15 protein-coding genes are annotated in these 17,047 nt (G+C 59.7%); 10 read left to right on the top strand and 5 right to left on the bottom strand.

Annotated features, from left to right (window positions below; translation table 11 throughout):
• Window positions 1-142 precede the first annotated feature (142 nt).
• A complete protein-coding gene (gene pcaR / locus DBP26_RS09280) occupies window positions 143-985 on the bottom strand; it encodes a pca regulon transcriptional regulator PcaR (protein ID WP_108237047.1) in 843 nt (280 codons plus the stop codon).
• A gap of 812 nt (window positions 986-1,797) precedes the next feature.
• Between pcaR and DBP26_RS09270 the strand changes: the two genes are divergently transcribed.
• On the top strand, window positions 1,798-1,995 hold the full coding sequence (locus DBP26_RS09270; RefSeq protein ID WP_108236990.1) for a hypothetical protein: 198 nt from the start codon (window positions 1,798-1,800) through the stop codon (window positions 1,993-1,995).
• Between the two features lie 193 nt (window positions 1,996-2,188).
• Complete coding sequence (locus DBP26_RS09265) at window positions 2,189-3,661, top strand: inorganic phosphate transporter (RefSeq protein ID WP_108236989.1); 1,473 nt, start codon at window positions 2,189-2,191, stop codon at window positions 3,659-3,661.
• Between the two features lie 70 nt (window positions 3,662-3,731).
• On the opposite strand, the gene DBP26_RS09260 is transcribed toward DBP26_RS09265, so the two are convergent.
• A complete protein-coding gene (locus DBP26_RS09260; protein ID WP_108236988.1) occupies window positions 3,732-5,222 on the bottom strand; it encodes a helicase HerA-like domain-containing protein in 1,491 nt (496 codons plus the stop codon).
• A 288-nt stretch (window positions 5,223-5,510) separates the two neighbouring features.
• On the opposite strand from DBP26_RS09260, the gene DBP26_RS09255 reads away from it, so the two are divergent.
• Window positions 5,511-6,506 carry a lysylphosphatidylglycerol synthase transmembrane domain-containing protein gene (locus tag DBP26_RS09255; RefSeq protein ID WP_108236987.1) on the top strand — a complete coding sequence of 332 codons (996 nt, stop codon included), beginning with the start codon at window positions 5,511-5,513 and terminating at the stop codon, window positions 6,504-6,506.
• Here DBP26_RS09255 and DBP26_RS09250 read toward each other — a convergent pair.
• Complete coding sequence (locus DBP26_RS09250; protein WP_108236986.1) at window positions 6,483-6,665, bottom strand: hypothetical protein; 183 nt, start codon at window positions 6,663-6,665, stop codon at window positions 6,483-6,485. The genes DBP26_RS09255 and DBP26_RS09250 overlap by 24 nt on opposite strands.
• A gap of 161 nt (window positions 6,666-6,826) precedes the next feature.
• Window positions 6,827-7,678 carry a formyltetrahydrofolate deformylase gene (purU, locus tag DBP26_RS09245; protein ID WP_108236985.1) on the bottom strand — a complete coding sequence of 284 codons (852 nt, stop codon included), beginning with the start codon at window positions 7,676-7,678 and terminating at the stop codon, window positions 6,827-6,829.
• Between the two features lie 342 nt (window positions 7,679-8,020).
• Here purU and mvaT point away from each other — a divergent pair, with 342 nt between their 5' ends.
• Window positions 8,021-8,398 carry a histone-like nucleoid-structuring protein MvaT gene (gene mvaT / locus DBP26_RS09240; protein ID WP_108236984.1) on the top strand — a complete coding sequence of 126 codons (378 nt, stop codon included), beginning with the start codon at window positions 8,021-8,023 and terminating at the stop codon, window positions 8,396-8,398.
• Window positions 8,399-8,500: 102 nt separating this feature from the next.
• Here mvaT and sbcB read toward each other — a convergent pair whose 3' ends face one another.
• Entirely contained in the window at window positions 8,501-9,931 is a 1,431-nt protein-coding gene (sbcB, locus tag DBP26_RS09235; protein WP_108236983.1) for an exodeoxyribonuclease I, read from the bottom strand.
• A 183-nt stretch (window positions 9,932-10,114) separates the two neighbouring features.
• Here sbcB and DBP26_RS09230 point away from each other — a divergent pair, with 183 nt between their 5' ends.
• From DBP26_RS09230 to DBP26_RS09205, 6 genes are read left to right on the top strand one after another with little or no spacing between them, the layout of a single operon-like run.
• Entirely contained in the window at window positions 10,115-10,852 is a 738-nt protein-coding gene (locus DBP26_RS09230; protein ID WP_108236982.1) for an RDD family protein, read from the top strand.
• Window positions 10,849-11,829, top strand: a complete 981-nt coding sequence (locus DBP26_RS09225; protein ID WP_108236981.1) for a stage II sporulation protein M — start codon at window positions 10,849-10,851, stop codon at window positions 11,827-11,829. The genes DBP26_RS09230 and DBP26_RS09225 overlap by 4 nt, the downstream gene beginning before the upstream one ends.
• Complete coding sequence (locus DBP26_RS09220) at window positions 11,816-13,417, top strand: DUF4129 domain-containing protein (RefSeq protein ID WP_108236980.1); 1,602 nt, start codon at window positions 11,816-11,818, stop codon at window positions 13,415-13,417. The genes DBP26_RS09225 and DBP26_RS09220 overlap by 14 nt, the downstream gene beginning before the upstream one ends.
• Entirely contained in the window at window positions 13,414-14,634 is a 1,221-nt protein-coding gene (locus tag DBP26_RS09215) for a DUF4350 domain-containing protein (RefSeq protein WP_108236979.1), read from the top strand. The genes DBP26_RS09220 and DBP26_RS09215 overlap by 4 nt, the downstream gene beginning before the upstream one ends.
• The gene (locus DBP26_RS09210) at window positions 14,631-15,683 is read left to right on the top strand and encodes a MoxR family ATPase (RefSeq protein WP_108236978.1); all 1,053 of its coding nucleotides are present in this window, start codon (window positions 14,631-14,633) and stop codon (window positions 15,681-15,683) included. Before DBP26_RS09215 ends, DBP26_RS09210 begins: the two co-directional genes overlap by 4 nt.
• Window positions 15,684-15,691: 8 nt before the next feature.
• The gene (locus DBP26_RS09205) at window positions 15,692-17,035 is read left to right on the top strand and encodes a DUF58 domain-containing protein (protein ID WP_108237046.1); all 1,344 of its coding nucleotides are present in this window, start codon (window positions 15,692-15,694) and stop codon (window positions 17,033-17,035) included.
• The last annotated feature ends 12 nt before the right edge of the window (window positions 17,036-17,047 follow it).

Genomic DNA, 17,047 nt, shown 5'->3' with positions numbered 1-17,047 from the left:
ATGGATGAGCGGCGGGGGGAACCGTCGCCGGAATGTGATTCAGGTTATGCCTGGGAAGACGGCCGAACAATTCGATAATCGACTATCCGTTCGATAATCGAACGATTACTGCGTGTTGACTCATCCACTAGAGCGGATCGACTCAAGTAAAGAGTTGAGTGCTCAGGTCGCGGCTGGCATCGAGCATGATCGGCAGGAACTTCTGCTCGAGCTCGTTGCGCGTCACCCGTCCGGCGCTGGTGCTGACATTGAGTGCGGCAAGCACCTGCCCCGATGCGTCGTAAACCGGAACCGCGATCGACCGCAGCCCTTGCTCCAACTCTTGATCGACGATGCACCAGCCCTGCTGCCGCACTTGTTGCAAGCATTCGAGCAGCGCTTCGGGCGTCCGCAACGTGCGGCTGGTCTTGGGTTGGAGGTCGACGTGGTCCAGGTATTCCTTCAAAGAAACATCATCCAGCGCCGCCAACAGAATTCGCCCCATCGAGGTGCAATAGGCCGGTAGACGCCCGCCCACCGCAAGGTCAACGGAAATGAGCCGCTGGGTCGTCGCCGAGCGCGCGATGTAGAGAATGTCATCGCCTTCCAGCGTGGCCATGTTGCAGGCCTCGTGGAGCTGATTGCTCATGCGATCCAGGTACGGCTGGGACGAAACTGCCAACGGCGTCGAAGACAAGTACGCGTGCCCCAAGGTCAACACCTTAGGCAGTAGCGAATAAGTGCGTCCATCCGTGGTGGCATACCCCAGCTTGATCAGGGTATGCAGGCATCGGCGCACCGCGGCCCGCGGGATCTCCGTGCGGTGGCTGATCTGAGCGATCGTCAGGTGGCGTTTGCGCTCTTGGAACGCCTGGATGACGGCCAATCCGCGGGCCAGAGAGGTCATGAAATCCGGATCACCTGTCATGGCCTGAATCCGCTTGGCCGGCGAGGCTACGATGGGCGGAGCCAGCGAAGAAAAAGAATTACGCAGTTCATCGTTCATCGTCATACCGTTCGTCGTGGCCGCGCAGGCCTTCTATGGCGCCACTCTCGCTTCTTTTCGCAGTACGAGCAAGGCTGGTTTGGGCGATTATCGAACTACTGGCCGATAATCGCAATTGACCCATCGCGCGGTTGCTTATACCTTTCACACGCCACCATGTGGCTTCTTGGAAATACTGGTCAGGTACCCACTGAGAAGTCCCAGGCAACGGCCTTGCGCGTAGCAAGGCCGTTTTTGTCTCTCGCAGATGAAAGGCGAACGTTTGGGCGCTGCCCTTATCCCTATGCAAATCGACGTGGAATTACGTCGCCAGTTTTTTGTCTCTGCACTTCAGATTTCGAATATTAAAGTTCTGTCACGATTTGCGTTCTTTCAACTTCGGAACCTTCGTACAAAAAAACAGTATTTATCCGTGCAAGTTAAATTGGATGGCTCGGCACAGTTGACTCCCGTGTTCTTCTTCGAGATAGTACCCCTCGTTGACGTGCTATAACGCCAAGGCGCGTGTGCCATCTTGAAGTTTTCTATTCGCGATGGATCCAATCGACGTGCCGCATGCACTACCCGAGTGCCATGCCCGGCGATAGACAGGCCAGAAGCTTGGTCAATCCGCCAGCCTTCTGGCAAAAAACTGAATGGGGCTACGACAGTTTGCCGATCTGGTGGGCGTAGCCGCATGTGACATTAGTGTTCAAATACATTCGCCAGAGACTTATCGCATACCCGTTGCTTTTGGAGCGATAAGTCCGAAGCGTGTGCCACTTCTGCCACCTGCGTTATCACCAGAACAACTCGCACCTGCAGGTAATAACGTGACCAAAGATGAACTGCGCGCAGAACTAGAGCGCCAGGAACAACGCTACAAGGAAGTTTACGGTGGTGAAATCACCACCTACGCCGCTCAACCAGAGCCGGAACGCAAGCCTTGGCGCAAACGCGCCAGCCTGCTCGATCAGGCATTCAAACAAGAACTGCAGAAGATGGAAGAAGAGCTCAAGGAAGAACGCTGATCCTTCGAGCGGTCGGTTCACGCCGGTCCTACAGGCGTCGGCAGGTGACCTGCGGGCTTCCTTCGCAAGAAGTCAATGGGGCGCACCGGCAGAAATTTTCGTTGCAGGTTGCTACCAATGGGCGGCTTGCCTATCGATTAGTTTTTTTTCTGTCATAATCCCGCCCCCTTAATACCGGGTCAGAAAACCTTCCATGATCGATTTATTCAGCGGACTGGATGCTTGGGTGATTGTGAGCTTGCTGCTCGCCCTGGCGTTTGTCCTCACTTTCGAGTTCATCAACGGCTTTCATGACACCGCCAACGCGGTGGCGACAGTCATTTACACCAAGGCGATGCCCCCTCACCTGGCCGTATTCTTTTCGGGTGTCTTCAATTTTCTCGGGGTACTGCTCGGCGGTGTCGGCGTTGCGTACGCCATCGTCCATTTGCTACCGGTCGAACTGCTGATCAACGTCAATACCGGTCATGGGCTGGCCATGGTGTTTTCGCTGCTGGCCGCGGCAATCACCTGGAACCTGGGCACCTGGTACTTCGGCATACCCGCCTCCAGCTCTCATACGCTGATCGGTTCGATTTTGGGGGTAGGTCTGGCCAACGCGCTGATCAACCACATCCCGCTGGGCGAAGGCGTTAACTGGCAGAAGGCAATCGACATCGGCGCCTCGCTGGTCTTTTCCCCGCTGATGGGCTTCATTGTCGCGGCACTCGCGTTGATTGCGTTGAAGACGTGGCGCCCGCTGTCCAAGATGCACAACACGCCGGAACAGCGCCGCAATACCAAAGACAAGAAGCATCCTCCGTTCTGGAATCGCCTGGTGCTGGTGATTTCGGCAATGGCCGTCAGCTTTGTTCATGGTTCCAATGATGGTCAGAAAGGCATTGGTCTGATCATGCTGGTATTGATCGGTATCGTGCCGGCGCAATTCGTGCTGGACCTGAGTTCGACCACCTACCAGATCGAGCGCACCCGTGATGCCACGCTGCACCTGAGCCAGTTCTATCAGCGCAACAATGCGACGCTGGGCGAGTATCTGGCGTTGGGTAAATCGACAACCGGCGATCTGCCAGAGCACTTCAGCTGCAATCCAGAGCAGACCGAACCTACCATCGACGCGCTGCTGAACAACCTGAAAGGCGTCACCGACTATCACAGCCTGTCTGCCGAACACCGGATCGAAGTTCGCCGCTACCTGCTGTGCCTGGACGACACGGCACGCAAGGTCGGGAAACTGCCGGCGCTGGACGCCCGTGAAAAATCCGACCTGGAAAAACTGCGCAAAGACCTGACCGCTACCACCGAATACGCCCCGTTCTGGGTGATTCTGGCCGTGGCACTGGCGTTGGGTATCGGCACCATGGTCGGCTGGAAGCGCGTGGTCCTGACCATCGGCGAAAAAATCGGCAAGCAGGGGATGACCTACGCACAAGGTATGTCGGCGCAGATCACTACTGCCAGCGCCATCGCACTGGCCAACGTGTTCAGTCTGCCGGTCTCCACCACCCACATCCTGTCCTCGGGTGTAGCAGGCACGATGGTTGCCAACAAGAGCGGCTTGCAAGGCGGCACCGTTCGCAACATCCTGCTGGCCTGGGTGCTGACGCTGCCGGCCACGGTCGCCCTCTCCGCCGCCCTGTTCTGGCTGGCGTCCAAGGCGCTTGTGTGACTCGGCAATTCGATTGAAATGAAAATGCCCACCTGACCCGTGGGCATTTTCGTTTTGGAGGCTCCAGCGCTCAACGTCGCTTTTTGCCGTTGCCCAGCAGTGACCCCATCAAGCCACGCACCAACTCCCGGCCGATCTGGTTGGCCGCCTGGCGCACCGCACTTTTGACTGCCTGCCCCGCCAGGCTGCCGAGAAAGCCGCCCGCGAGGTCCGCAAGACCGCCTTCGTTTTTTTCTGCAGCGGCAGATTCTTCAGCGCCCTCGGGTGCTGCGCCTTTACGGGCGAGAAGCATCTCATAGGCAGACTCACGGTCAACCGCCTTGTCATAACGCCCCGCCAGCGGAGACTGAGCGAGCAGTGCCGACCGCTCATTGACCGTCAGCGGTCCGATTCGGGATTGCGGCGGTGCCACCAGCACACGCCTGACCATTTCGGGCGTGCCCTTGTCCTGGAGCGTGCCCACCAGCGCCTCACCGATGCCCAGTTCGGTCAACACGGTCAGCGCATCAAAGGCTGGATTGGGCCGAAAACCGTCCGCCACCGCTTTGAGTGACTTCTGCTCTTTGCTGGTAAACGCCCGCAGGCCATGCTGAATGCGCAAGCCAAGCTGCGCCAACACGTTATCGGGTAGATCGCTAGGCGACTGGGTGACGAAATACACGCCAACGCCTTTGGAACGCACCAGGCGGACCACCTGCTCGAGGCGATCCTGTAACGCTTTGGGAGTATCCGCGAACAACAGATGGGCCTCATCGAAGAACAGCGCCAGCAACGGTTTGTCCGCGTCGCCACGCTCGGGCAATTGCTCGAAGAGTTCCGCCAGCAACCAGAGCAGAAAGGTCGCATAGACCTTCGGCGCCTCATGCACCAGCCGGCTGGCATCGAGCAGATGAATCCGCCCCCGCCCATCGCTCGCCGGTTGCAGGATGTCCTCCAATTGCAGGGCTGGTTCACCGAACAAAGCCTCCGCGCCCTGCTGCTCCAGAACGGCCAGACGTCGCAATAGCGCTTGGCTGGAGCCAGTGGTCATCAGGGCACTGTCTTCGCCCAACGCCTGGGGATGGTCGCGCAGATAATTGAGCAGCGCCTTCAGGTCCTTGATGTCGAGTAGCAGCAAACCCTCGCGATCGGCCACCTTGAAGGCGGCGTACAGCGCCGATTGTTGACTGTCGGTGAGCTCGAGCAGACTTCCGAGGAGCAAGGGCCCCATTTCCGACAACGTTGTCCGCAAGGGATGGCCGGACTGGCCATAAACATCCCAAAGCGTCACAGGATAGGCTTGGGGGGTGTAGTGCAACCAAGGCATCCCGGCAATGCGTTCAGCGACCTTGCCCTGGGGATTGCCCGCAGCCCCGAGCCCGCACAGATCGCCTTTGATGTCGGCGGCGAACACGGCTACCCCGGCATCACTGAATAACTCGGCCAAGCGTTGCAGGGTGACTGTCTTACCTGTGCCCGTTGCGCCTGCGACCAGGCCGTGGCGGTTGCCCAGCCTGAGCGTCTGGCCGACCGGCTGGCCATCCGGTCCGGCACCTATCAGCATCTGTTGTGAATCCGCCATGTCTTTACCTTTGGTTCAATGGGGCATTTTTCATTCAAAGGCAGGGGGGAAACCACTCGCCCCTGCCTGCATCGAGCATTGCCAAGCTGAGTCAGCCCCTTCACTCTAGCTTAACGCGGCCAGCGCGACCTCACCGTTGCGGACAGACGAACACCTGTCGCCAAACAGGGTCAATTCACGACGCAAGCCATTTTGAACCCATCCACCGAGAGCCCTTTCCATCGTGTCGACCCGCAATGACCTTCTGACCACCGCCCCCGCCCTCTCGCTCAATAGCGGATTGTTCGCGTGAAACGCCTCACCTGGCTCGGCGCCATCCTGCTGGTCGCGCTACTGATCCCATTTTTCATGGGCGGCACTGAAGTGTTTCATCGGCTGCGCAATTTCCCTCTGGCCTTGCTGGGCGCAATGTTTGGCATGGTGCTCGTAGGATGGTGCGCGAACACCATGCGCCTGCGCTTGCTGCTGGGGGAAAGTGCTGCGGGGGTCGGCATGCGCAAAAGCCTGGGTATCGTCATGGCCACGGAGTTTGCGTACAGCGCGACGCCCGGAGGCAGTGGCGCTCCACTGACCCTGGTCGCGTTGCTCTCTCGCTGCGGAATCGGCTCGGCAAAAAGCACCGCCGCGTTCGCCACCGATCAACTCAATGATCTGGTGTTTTTCCTGCTCGCCCTGATCGGGATCCTGATTTACGCGGTCTTCCATCAGCTCAGTGAAAACCTGGAGTGGATGCTCATCGCCAGCGCGCTGTTGATCGGAGCTGGCTTATGCGCCTGTGCGGGTTTCGCCCGTTTTCACCGCCGAATCATCTTGTTCAATGGCAAGCTGTTAACCCGTTTGCGGCGCAAGAACACCACGCGAATTCGCTGGGCGCGCAAACTCCTGCATTTCCGCGACGCCTTGGCTGAAACCTGGAAAATGCCTCATCGCATTTTGCTCAAGGTGTTTGCATTGACCTGCGTGCATTGGGGGCTGCGCTACAGCGTGATGTACCTGGCCTTGCGAGGACTTGGGGTCGACATCGATTGGGCCTGGACGTTTCTGGTGCAAATGCTGTCGCTGAGCGCAGGCCAGTTCAGCCTGTCGCCCGGCGGCGCAGGGGCTGCAGAGCTGACGTCGGCTGCGTTGCTGGCTCCGATGGTGGGGAAATCAACCGCAGCCGCGGCGATTCTGATTTGGCGGATCGTGACCTATTACTTCTATCTGGTTGCGGGCGGCCCGGTCTTTCTGCTGCTGGTCGGCAAGCCGCTGCTGATGAAGCTATTGCGGGTCAGGGCTGGATGATTCTTCCTCGGTGGACGTCAATTCCTTCCACAGCTGCGCAGCGCCTTCGAACTCAGTGCCATCTTCAGCAGACAACGCGTCGGGATCGTAACGCGCAAGGCAGCCCTCGCCCAACGTCGGCGGAGCTTTGGACGTGGCTTTATCGAGTGGGTTAGCCATTGGAACGGACCTCCGGAGGCGGCATTGGTGAACAGGCGAATGCGCACTCTCGCACACTGACCCGAGCCGTTTCAAAGCGTACGTTCGGCAAAAGGTATGGCGCAGCATCAAGCGCCGCATGACGAGCTGGCGGCGTCAGACACCGCCAGACGAGCAGGGAATCAGTCGAAGACCACGGTCTTGTTGTCATGCACCAGGACACGGTCCTCCAGATGCGCCCGCAACCCGCGTGCCAGCACCATCTTCTCGACGTCACGACCGAAACGCACCATGTTTTCGATGCTATCGCGGTGACTGACGCGCACCACGTCCTGCTCGATGATCGGACCGGCATCCAACTCTTCGGTCACGTAGTGACAGGTCGCACCGATCAGCTTGACGCCGCGCAACGACGCCTGGTGATAAGGCTTGGCCCCTACGAACGATGGCAGGAAACTGTGGTGGATGTTGATGACTTGATGCGCATATTCCCGGCACAGTTGAGGCGGCAGAATCTGCATGTAGCGCGCCAGTACCACGACATCGGCCTGGTGTTGCTTGACCAGCCGAGAAACCTCGGCAAATGCCGGCTCCTTGTCTTTCGGATCGACCGGGACGTGGTAGTAAGGAATGTCGTGCCACTCGACCATGCTGCGCAGGTCTTGGTGGTTGGAAATCACGCAGGCAATTTCGCAGTCCAGTTCATCGCTGTGCCAACGATGCAGCAAATCGGCGAGACAGTGCGATTCACGGCTGGCCATGAGCACCACGCGTTTCTTCTGAGCGGAGTCGGTGATGCGCCAGTCCATGGAGAATTCTTCGGCGATGGGTGCGAACGCCGCGCGGAAGCCTTCAAGGTCGAAAGGCAAGGTATCGGCGCGGATTTCATGCCGCATGAAAAACCAGCCACTGAGGTTGTCAGAGTGATGACTGGCTTCCGTGATCCAGCCGTTGTACGACGCCAGAAAGTTACTGACTTTGGCAACGATACCAACACGGTCCGGGCAGGCGATCACCAGACGAAAAGTGCGCATTGAGGGAACTCCAGAACTTCGCAAAGGCGGCTATTCTAACGATAAGTCGGCGCCCGTGCAGTATGCGGTTCACGCGGATTTCACCTTCGCCTGGAAAAGGATCCGATCAGCGGTAATGCCCCCCTGTTTCGACGCCAGAATGGTGTGTCGAACACCGCCGGGAAAAAACTTGTTGCCCGCCACTTTTATGCCCACGGCCCAAAAACCGTAGTTGGGGGGCTAGGTATGTTGGCGCTATTTCAAAATGCTACGAATAAAACTTTTCTTAAATGTTTACTTGCGCAAATACTGTGACTATTATTGCGTCATTACACCCTGCTCATCCCAACACAGGTAGCCCTCATGTCTCTGATCAACGAATACCGCGCCACGGAAGAAGCCATCAAAGAATTGCAGGCTCGCCTGCAAAACCTGCAACAAGACGACAAGCTGCAAAAAGAACTTGAGTTTGAAGGCAAGCTGCGTTCACTGATGGGCGAGTACCAAAAGTCCCTGCGCGACATCATTGCGCTGCTGGACCCGGATGCCAAGGTCAAGGCACCGCGTGGCGCCGCCGTCAAAACTACCGGCACCAAACGTGCGCGCAAGGTCAAGCAATACAAGAACCCGCACAACGGTGAAATCATCGAAACCAAAGGCGGCAACCACAAGACGCTCAAAGAGTGGAAAGCCAAGTGGGGCGGTGACGAGGTAGAGAGCTGGTCCACACTGCTGGGCTAACTAGCCAAGGCGTTGCAAGCGCGGTTGTACATTGATATGCGACCTGAAAAAACGCCAGCGATTGCTGGCGTTTTTTATTGCGTCGACTTCGAAGGTGATGGCTTACAACCCGAGACGCTGCTGCAACTGCAGCGAATAATCCTGCCACTGCGCCAAGACTTTCAACTGCTCTGGTTTCGCTTTAAGCGAAAGCCCTATCAGCGCCTTGGTGAAAGCCTTCAAGGTGTTCGGCGCCCCAGCCTGAGGGTCGGTCAACCGTTGGCGACAAAAACTCGACCAGCGCTGCTGCTCAACTTCACTGAGGGTTTCCGCGAAGTTTCTAGCTCGGTAGCGAAACAGCAATTCCGGCAGACGTGGATCATCAAAAGGCCATGCAGCGGTTGCCAACTGGTGCGGCTCAGCCAGACGCACCTGTTCGCAAAGGCGGCGGTCACGGTCGTTAATAAATCCATCATATAACTGCTGTTCCGGGTCCTCCGTGACCGGAAATTCTTCGGCCGCGTATACCGTCTGCAACTTATCCTGCCAAATCATCTGACCCTCGCTCAGATCGCGGGCGCGCGCCTTATAAACCTCCATATCCAGTTGAAGCCGCTGGCGATCCTCCTCACGTAAGACGCTTAACGGTGTGACGACCGGGCATTTGTTTATATGGAGAAGTTTGAGCGGGATCGGCAACTGACCCTCGAGCAAATCTTCGCGGCGCGTATATAAGCGCTGGCGCAGGGTGTGCGCCTCTTCTTCCAGTAAGGGGCTGTGATCATGAAACAGATCGCAGACAATCAGCGCATTACGGTTGGTGGGGTGCCACGCCAGCGGCAGAACCACGCTCAAATAACTTCGCGCGGCCGAAAAGCGCCCGGATATATGAGCGAGCGGCTGCAGCAAACGGATCTGTTCTTGAACCTTGTGTTTATTGCGAAGCTGAAAAAGATAATCGTACAGCTTGGGTTGTTTTTCCCGGATCAAGCGCGCCAATGCAATCGTTGCACGCACATCGGAAAGTGCATCGTGAGCCTGCCCATGATCGATGCCATTGGCAGCCGTCAATCGCTCCAGCTTGAGCGTCACTCGCCCATCCTCTTCCGGCCAGACAATGCCTTCAGGCCGCAACGCATATGCCGTGCGCACAACATCGATCAGATCCCAACGGCTGTTGCCCCCCTGCCATTCCCGACCGTAAGGGTCGAAGAAGTTTCGGTACAGGCTGTACCGCGTCATCTCGTCGTCGAAACGCAGGGTGTTGTAGCCCGCACCGCAGGTGCCAGGCAACGCCAGTTGGGCGTGGACGCGGGTCATGAAATCCGCTTCGCACAGGCCCTTTTCGGCCAGCCGCGCAGGCGTGATACCTGTGACCAGACACGCTGCCGGGTGAGGCAGGATGTCATCACTGGGCTGACAATAGAGGTTGATCGGTTCACCGATTTCGTTGAGCTGGTCATCCGTTCGAATGCCCGCAACCTGAAGCGGTCGATCATTGCGAGGATTGATACCGGTGGTTTCGTAGTCGTACCAGAAGATGCTGGAAGTCACGGGCAGATCCTGAGCTTGAGTCGCGCGCAGTCTACCAGATGGAAACCGGAGCCCAGATTGCGCGAGTGATTGAGGAAAGTGTTTGAAGACGTTTCCCACACCTCGGTTCGGAATCATCCGGTTGCTTAGCTTTCATCCCATGGCTAGCATCAAACTTTATTTTCAGGCGTACCTCACCCGACCATGTCCCCCTCGCAAGCCTGGCAAAGGAACGCCGCATCGCCTGCTCTATTGGACACCCGCATCCGCATGGAAACACCGGAAGGCATCGATTTGCTGCTGCGCCCAGCGGGCCTGCTGTCCCGTTCACTGGCGTTCACGATCGACCTGGCCATACGCGGTGCGCTGCTGGTCGCGCTGTTCTTCGTCCTCAACGCCCTCGGTGAGTTCGGGGTCGGCCTTTTCTCGATAGTCCTGTTCCTCACCAACTGGTGGTACATGGTCCTGTTCGAAGTACTGCATCAGGGGCGCACACCTGGCAAGCAAATCATGGGGCTGCGGGTGGTGCATGAGGATGGAACGCCGGTAGGCTGGTCAGCCTCTCTGCTGCGCAACCTGCTGCGCTTCATCGACATGCTGCCGTTCGGCTATAGCGTGGGCGCCTTCGTCTGTCTTCAACATCCGCTGTTCAAACGGCTGGGAGACCTGGCCGCGGGCACCCTGGTGATCTACCGCGAGATGCCCGTGCCTCGCCCTGAGGTACCGGACGGCGCCCCTCTGACCTGCCCGCTGCCTCTGACACTCGATGAGCAGCGCGCGGTGCTGGCCTTTGCCGAGCGCCAACACACGCTGACGCCCGCGCGAGCGCAGGAGTTGGCAGCACTTCTCGCGACTTCCCTGCAATTGCCCGTCGGGGCGACCCCTCAAGACGCTGTCGACCAGTTGCACGGCATCGCCCGCGGGCTGGCAGGCTCGACATGAAACAGCGCCAGTTCGAACGACGCCATCAGGCTGGATGGGCACGCTTTGCCGAGCGCCTGGCCCTGTTGGAGCGCAGTCGTCACCTGAGCGAAGCAGGCAAAGGCTTCGCCGAAGATTATCGCCAGATCTGCCAGCACCTGGCGCTGGCCCACGAGCGCGGATACAGCAGCCACCTCGTCGACGCATTGCAGCAGTTGGCCATGCGTGGCCACCAACAGTTGTATCGTCACCGTAGCCAAATGGGCGCTCAATTGCTGATGTTCGTGCTCGCTGGGTTTCCTCGGCTGGTACGCGCCGAGTGGCGCCTGGTGGCGTTCTCGAGCCTGCTGTTCTTCGGCAGCCTGCTCATCATGGGCCTGCTGGTGCATGGCTATCCGGACCTGATCTACAGCGTCGTCAGTCCGGCGCAGGTGGGCGAAATGGAAAGCATGTACGACCCCGCAGCCAGGCGCATCGGCCTGGCGCCCGAACGGGAGTCGAGCAAGGATGGGCTGATGTTCGGCTATTACATCATGCATAACATCGGCATCGCCTTTCAGACCTTCGCCAGCGGGCTGCTGTTCGGCCTGGGCAGTCTGTTCTTTCTGCTGTTCAACGGATTGACGATCGGCGCAGTCGCCGGTCATCTGACCAACGCGGGCTTTGGCGAAACCTTTTGGCCATTCGTGATCGGCCATGGTGCCTTCGAACTGACAGCGATTGTCCTCGCAGGGGCCGCGGGCCTGAAGCTGGGATGGGCGTTGGTCGCGCCAGGCCCGCTGCGACGGAGCGAAGCCCTGAAACGCGCCGCCCGCACCAGCGTGCGCCTGATCGGTGGCGTCATCCTGTTCCTGACGATTGCCGCCTTCCTGGAAGCTTACTGGTCGTCGATGACCTGGCCGCAGCCGAGCACCAAGTATTGGGTGGGCGCAATGTTATGGGCGCTGGTGGCCGCCTACCTGATGTTCGCGGGACGCATCACCCATGCGCCTGACTGAAGCCAACGTGGCGATACGCCCACGTAATCCCTGGGAAGCTGTCGATCTCGGGGTCCTGCTTGCACAACGACATCGACGTTTGTTGATGACCAGTTGGGCGTTGGTGACACTGCCCACGTTCGCTCTGCTGAGCGCAGTGCTATGGGAATACCCGACCCTGGCAGTGCTTCTGTTCTGGTGGCTGAAGCCCGCCTTCGAGCGCCTGCCGCTGGTTATTCTCTCGCAGGCGCTGTTCGGCGAGCCTCCCACCCTCAGGAGGTCCCTCATGGCGTGGGCTCGGGCGCTACCGCCTCAGTTGCTGGCCAGCCTGACCTGGCGCCGCTTGAGCCTCAGCCGCAGTTTCAACTTGCCGGTGCAGCAACTGGAAGGTCTGGACGGGATGTTGCGTGCGCAACGCATCGGACTGCTCGGTCGGAGGAACCTGTGGGTTGCGAGATGCCTCACCTCGATGGGCGGCGCCTTGGAAACGAGCTTCTGGGCTGCCCTGATGCTGTTGGTCTACGCATTGATTCCGGAGCAGGTCGCGCTCGACTGGTCGTGGCACAGCCTGTTGTCGGAGGATGGCAGCTGGAATTGGCTGGAGCACCTGACCAATGGCTTCTACGCGTTGGTACTGGTGATTTGGGGGCCGGTCTACGTTGCGGCGGGATTTTCGCTTTACCTTAATCGTCGTACCACGCTGGAAGCCTGGGATATCGAACTCGCCTTCCGGCGACTGCGCCAGCGCGCGATCGGCAGCGCTTATGCCGTGTGGGTAAGCGCCCTGCTCGTGCTGAGTGTCTCGCCACACCCCGTCATGGCGGACGACCTCCCGGACACCTCGCACTACAGCTGCCCACTGCCCCCTTTGGACCTTCCGCAAACGGAGGATGAGGTTGCGGGCCCTTCCTCGCCACGCCTGCTTGCCCAACCACTGACGAGCACAGCGTCGCGCAGCGCGATCAAAGGCCTGCTCGAAAGCCCGCCATTCAAAAATCCGAAGACCGTTGCGGGCTGGCGCCTGGCCGAGCAAAGGCAGGTGGCTGGCGCGGGGAAAACCAACGACACGCCCCAATGGCTGGCGAAACTGATCGTGGGCATGCTTAACCTCGGCAAGGCGTTGTCCACCGTGTTCGAGGCCCTGCTCTGGGGCCTCATCGTCTTGATCGTGGGTTGGGTGATCTGGCGCCGACGCGCCTGGTTCGGCGCATTCGTCGGCCGTAACGAAGCCGCTTCTCCAACGAAACACGCTGCGCCTCAACAATTATTTGGCTTGCAAGTGAGCGCAGAAACGCTGCCGGAGGATGTCGCGGCTGCGGCCGAACGCCTCTGGGAGCGTTCACCCCGGGAGTCCCTGAGTCTGCTCTATCGCGCCCTGCTCAGCCGTCTGCTGACCGACTATCAGTTGCCGCTGAAAGCCTCCGACACCGAAGGGCAGGTGCTGGAATATACCGCGCAGTTGAACCAACCGGCGCTGTTGGCGTACAGCCACGCACTCACCCAGCACTGGCAGAGTCTGGCCTATGGTCACCGCCTGCCCGCTGTCGAGGTGCTGAGATCGCTTTGCGACGACTGGCGACGCCTGTTCGCTGGAGAGCCGCGAACATGAGCCGTCGGACTTGGATTCTGGTGATCGCCTTGCTCATGCTCGGCCTGGCAACGGCCAGCGCGCCCCTGCTCAACCGCCTGGAACGCTATCAGGAAGTTGTCGACCAGGGTCCCTCGCCCGAAGTAAGAGCCAATCCTTATCTGGCTGCCGAAACGTTTCTACGGCAGCGCGGGATTCATGTCACCACCACCCAGACCCTCGGTTCGCTCCCTCAGACAGGCTCGCAACCGCAAACCTTGATGTTATTGGGTACCCGGGAAAAGATGACCCCGAGTGACGTTCGCCGCCTGCTTGACTGGACACGGGCAGGCGGACGGCTATTGTTCGTTGCCGAACAGCTCTGGGATGAAAAGAAAGGTCGTAGCGGCGATCTGCTGCTGGACCAGTTGAAGATCCGCCAGTACTTGACGCACGACGTGCGCGAACAGGACAAGCAGCGCGAACGAATGCTGAATCAACCGGTGATCCCGCTGACTGCGCCTGAGGTCGAGCCCCCTACAACCCCCTGGCCCGAACTGACCCGCCTTTATGTCGAGAACGAGACAGATCCGGCCTACATGAGTTTCGACCCTGCGTTTCATCTGGATGACCCGGAAAACCAGGCACAGTCCTGGGCCAACAGCGCTGATGCGACTCACCTGCTGCAAATGATGTATGGCAAGGGGTTGATCACGGTGCTGACGGACGCCGATCTGTGGAAGACTCAGGCCATCGGCAAATACGACAACGCCTGGCTCTTGTGGTATCTCAGCCAGGACAGTGACGTCACCCTGCTTCTGCGCACCCCGCACGAGGATCTGCCCGCGCTGGTGTGGAAGTACTTCCCGCAGGCCCTCTTTGCCCTCGCGTTGCTGATCGGCGCTGGTCTGTGGCACAACGGCATGCGTCAGGGCCCCCTTCAGCCATTGCCTCCTCAGGCGCGGCGGCAATTGAGCGAACACCTGCGGGCGAGCGCCGATTTCATGCTGAGGCGGCAAGGCCACCAAGCGATGCTGCGCGCGCTGCAGCAAGACATTCTGCGCTGCGCCCGCCAACGTCAGCCGGGTTTCGACCAACTGCCGGTTACGGAGCAATGGCAGATATTGGCCCGAATGACAGGCCAATCCACCCGCGATATAGGGCGCGCCTTGCGACCGCGCCTGGACGAGCGCGTCTCGAACATCGAATTCACCCGGCAGGTTGCCTACCTGCAACGTCTCAGGAATGCCTTAGCATGAGCGATCATCCACTGACCCCTTCGAGCGTCTCGGACGGCGAAACAGCCATCGAACGGTCTACCCCGCCGGAAGCAGCGAGCCGTGCGACCGAACAACGTCACCGGGCGATCCACTTGGCGCAGGCCGTGCGTCATGAATTGCAAAAGGCCGTGATCGGTCAGGCTGCGGTCATCGACGATGTGCTCACCGCTCTGATCGGCGGCGGCCACGTTTTGCTAGAAGGGGTTCCGGGCCTCGGCAAGACGTTGCTGGTTCGCGCCCTCGCCCGCTGTTTCGGTGGTGAGTTCGCGCGCATCCAGTTCACCCCGGACCTGATGCCCAGCGATGTCACCGGGCACGCCGTCTATGACATGCAGAGCGAACAGTTCAAGCTGCGTAAAGGGCCGCTGTTCACCCACCTGCTGCTCGCCGACGAAATCAACCGCGCGCCGGCAAAAACTCAGGCTGCGCTTCTGGAGGCCATGCAGGAACGCCAAGTGACCCTCGAAGGACGGGCGCTGCCAGTCCCTCAACCCTTCATGGTTCTGGCGACGCAAAACCCGATCGAGCAGGAAGGCACCTACCCCCTGCCAGAGGCTGAACTGGACCGCTTCATGCTCAAGGTTCGCATGGACTATCCCCAGGCAGATCAGGAACTGGAGATCGTGCGGCAGGTGACTCGCTCGACGCGCTCGGACATGCTCGACGTCCAGCCGTTGCGCACCCTGATGACCGCCAAAGACGTCCAGGCCCTGCAACGTATCGCCAGTGAGCTGCCGGTGGACGACCAGGTACTCGACTACGCCGTACGCCTTGCTCGCGCCACTCGCAGCGGTTCGGGCCTGGCTTGGGGAGCAGGCCCGCGGGCCTCCATCGCGCTGGTGCGTGGTGGTCGGGCCCGCGCGCTGCTGCGCGGCGGGGACTTCGTGACACCCGATGACATCAAGGGCTGCGCACTGGCCGTGCTGCGCCACCGCGTTCGCCTATCGCCTGAATTGGACCTCGAAGGGCTGTCGGTCGATCAGGTGCTCAAGCAACTGATCGATCAGGTCCCGGCGCCGCGTCAATGACCCAACGGTTGAAACCCTCCGCGCGACTGCTCTGGTGGCTGGCGATTCTGTCAGGATTCGGCGTGCTCATTGGCATCCTTCAAGCGCTGGAGTGGGGATTGGCGGGGCGACTGGAGCGGCTGTTCTGGATACTGGTCTGTGTGACCGGCCTGTTGGCCGCCACCGATGCGTTCGGGCTTTGGCGTTTGCCCTGCCCTCGCCTGCAGCGCCACGTTCCGGGCAGCCTTCCGTTAGGCCGATGGGTCGATGTCAGGGTTGGCATCGACCACGACTGGCGGCGGAGCGTTGCCGTGACCTTCTTCGACCACGGCCCGGAAGGACAGGGTAACCGTTTCGAGACCCAGAACCTGCCTCGACACGTTACCTTGCGTCCGCGCCACACCGGGGACCTGACTTGGCGACTGCGCCCGACGAGTCGGGGCCTGTTCACTTTTGAAAAGGCCGAGGTGCAACTGCGCAGTGCGATGGGGCTTTGGCTATCTCGACGCTACCTTCCGTTGCCCGACTCGACGCGGATCTATCCGGACTTCGCACGGCTGCACGACAGCCAGTTGCTGGCTGTCGACAACTGGCTCAGCCGGATCGGCATCCGCCAACAACCCCGCCGTGGGCTGGGGTTGGAATTCAATCAGTTGCGAGAGTTTCGCGAGGGCGACAGTCTGAGGCAGATCGACTGGAAAGCCACTGCCCGGCATCGCACACCCATTGCACGGGAGTATCAGGACGAACGCGATCAGCAAATCGTCTTCCTGCTCGATTGCGGACGGCGGATGCGCAGTCAGGACGGCGAACTCACCCACTTCGATCATGCACTCAATGCCTGTCTGCTGCTGGCCTACACTGCGCTGAGGCAAGGCGATGCGGCGGGGCTGTCGACCTTCGCTGCCGAACAAGACCGGCACCTGACACCGGTCAAGGGCTCCAACCAGTTGAACCTGTTGCTCAATCAGGTCTACGACCTGCAGAGCACTCAGAAACCTGCTGACTATTCCGTTGCGATCACCCACTTGCTGATCAGGCAGAAGCGGCGGGCGCTGGTGGTTCTGGTCACCAACCTGCGCGATGAAGATGACGATGAGCTGCTGGGCGCGATCAAACGATTGAGCCGTCAGCACCGGGTGCTGGTGGCCAGCTTGCGTGAAGAAGTACTGGACGAACTGCGGCATACGCCCATTCAGACGTGGCAGCAGGCGCTGGACTACTGTGGCGCGGTAAATTTTCTCAATGCGCGGGCAGAGCTGCATGAGCGGCTGTCCGCTCATGGCATTCCGGTGCTGGACGTTCGGCCCGCCGAATTGGGGCCACGTTTGGTCAGTCGTTACCTGAGCTGGAAAAAAGCCGGCACCCTGTGACAGGTGCCGGTT

The sequence above is a fragment of the Pseudomonas sp. RIT409 genome (assembly GCF_003052515.2).
Taxonomy (GTDB): domain Bacteria; phylum Pseudomonadota; class Gammaproteobacteria; order Pseudomonadales; family Pseudomonadaceae; genus Aquipseudomonas.
The sequence above is the reverse complement of the archived record's forward strand: the minus strand, read 5'-3'. Positions and strand labels throughout refer to the sequence as shown.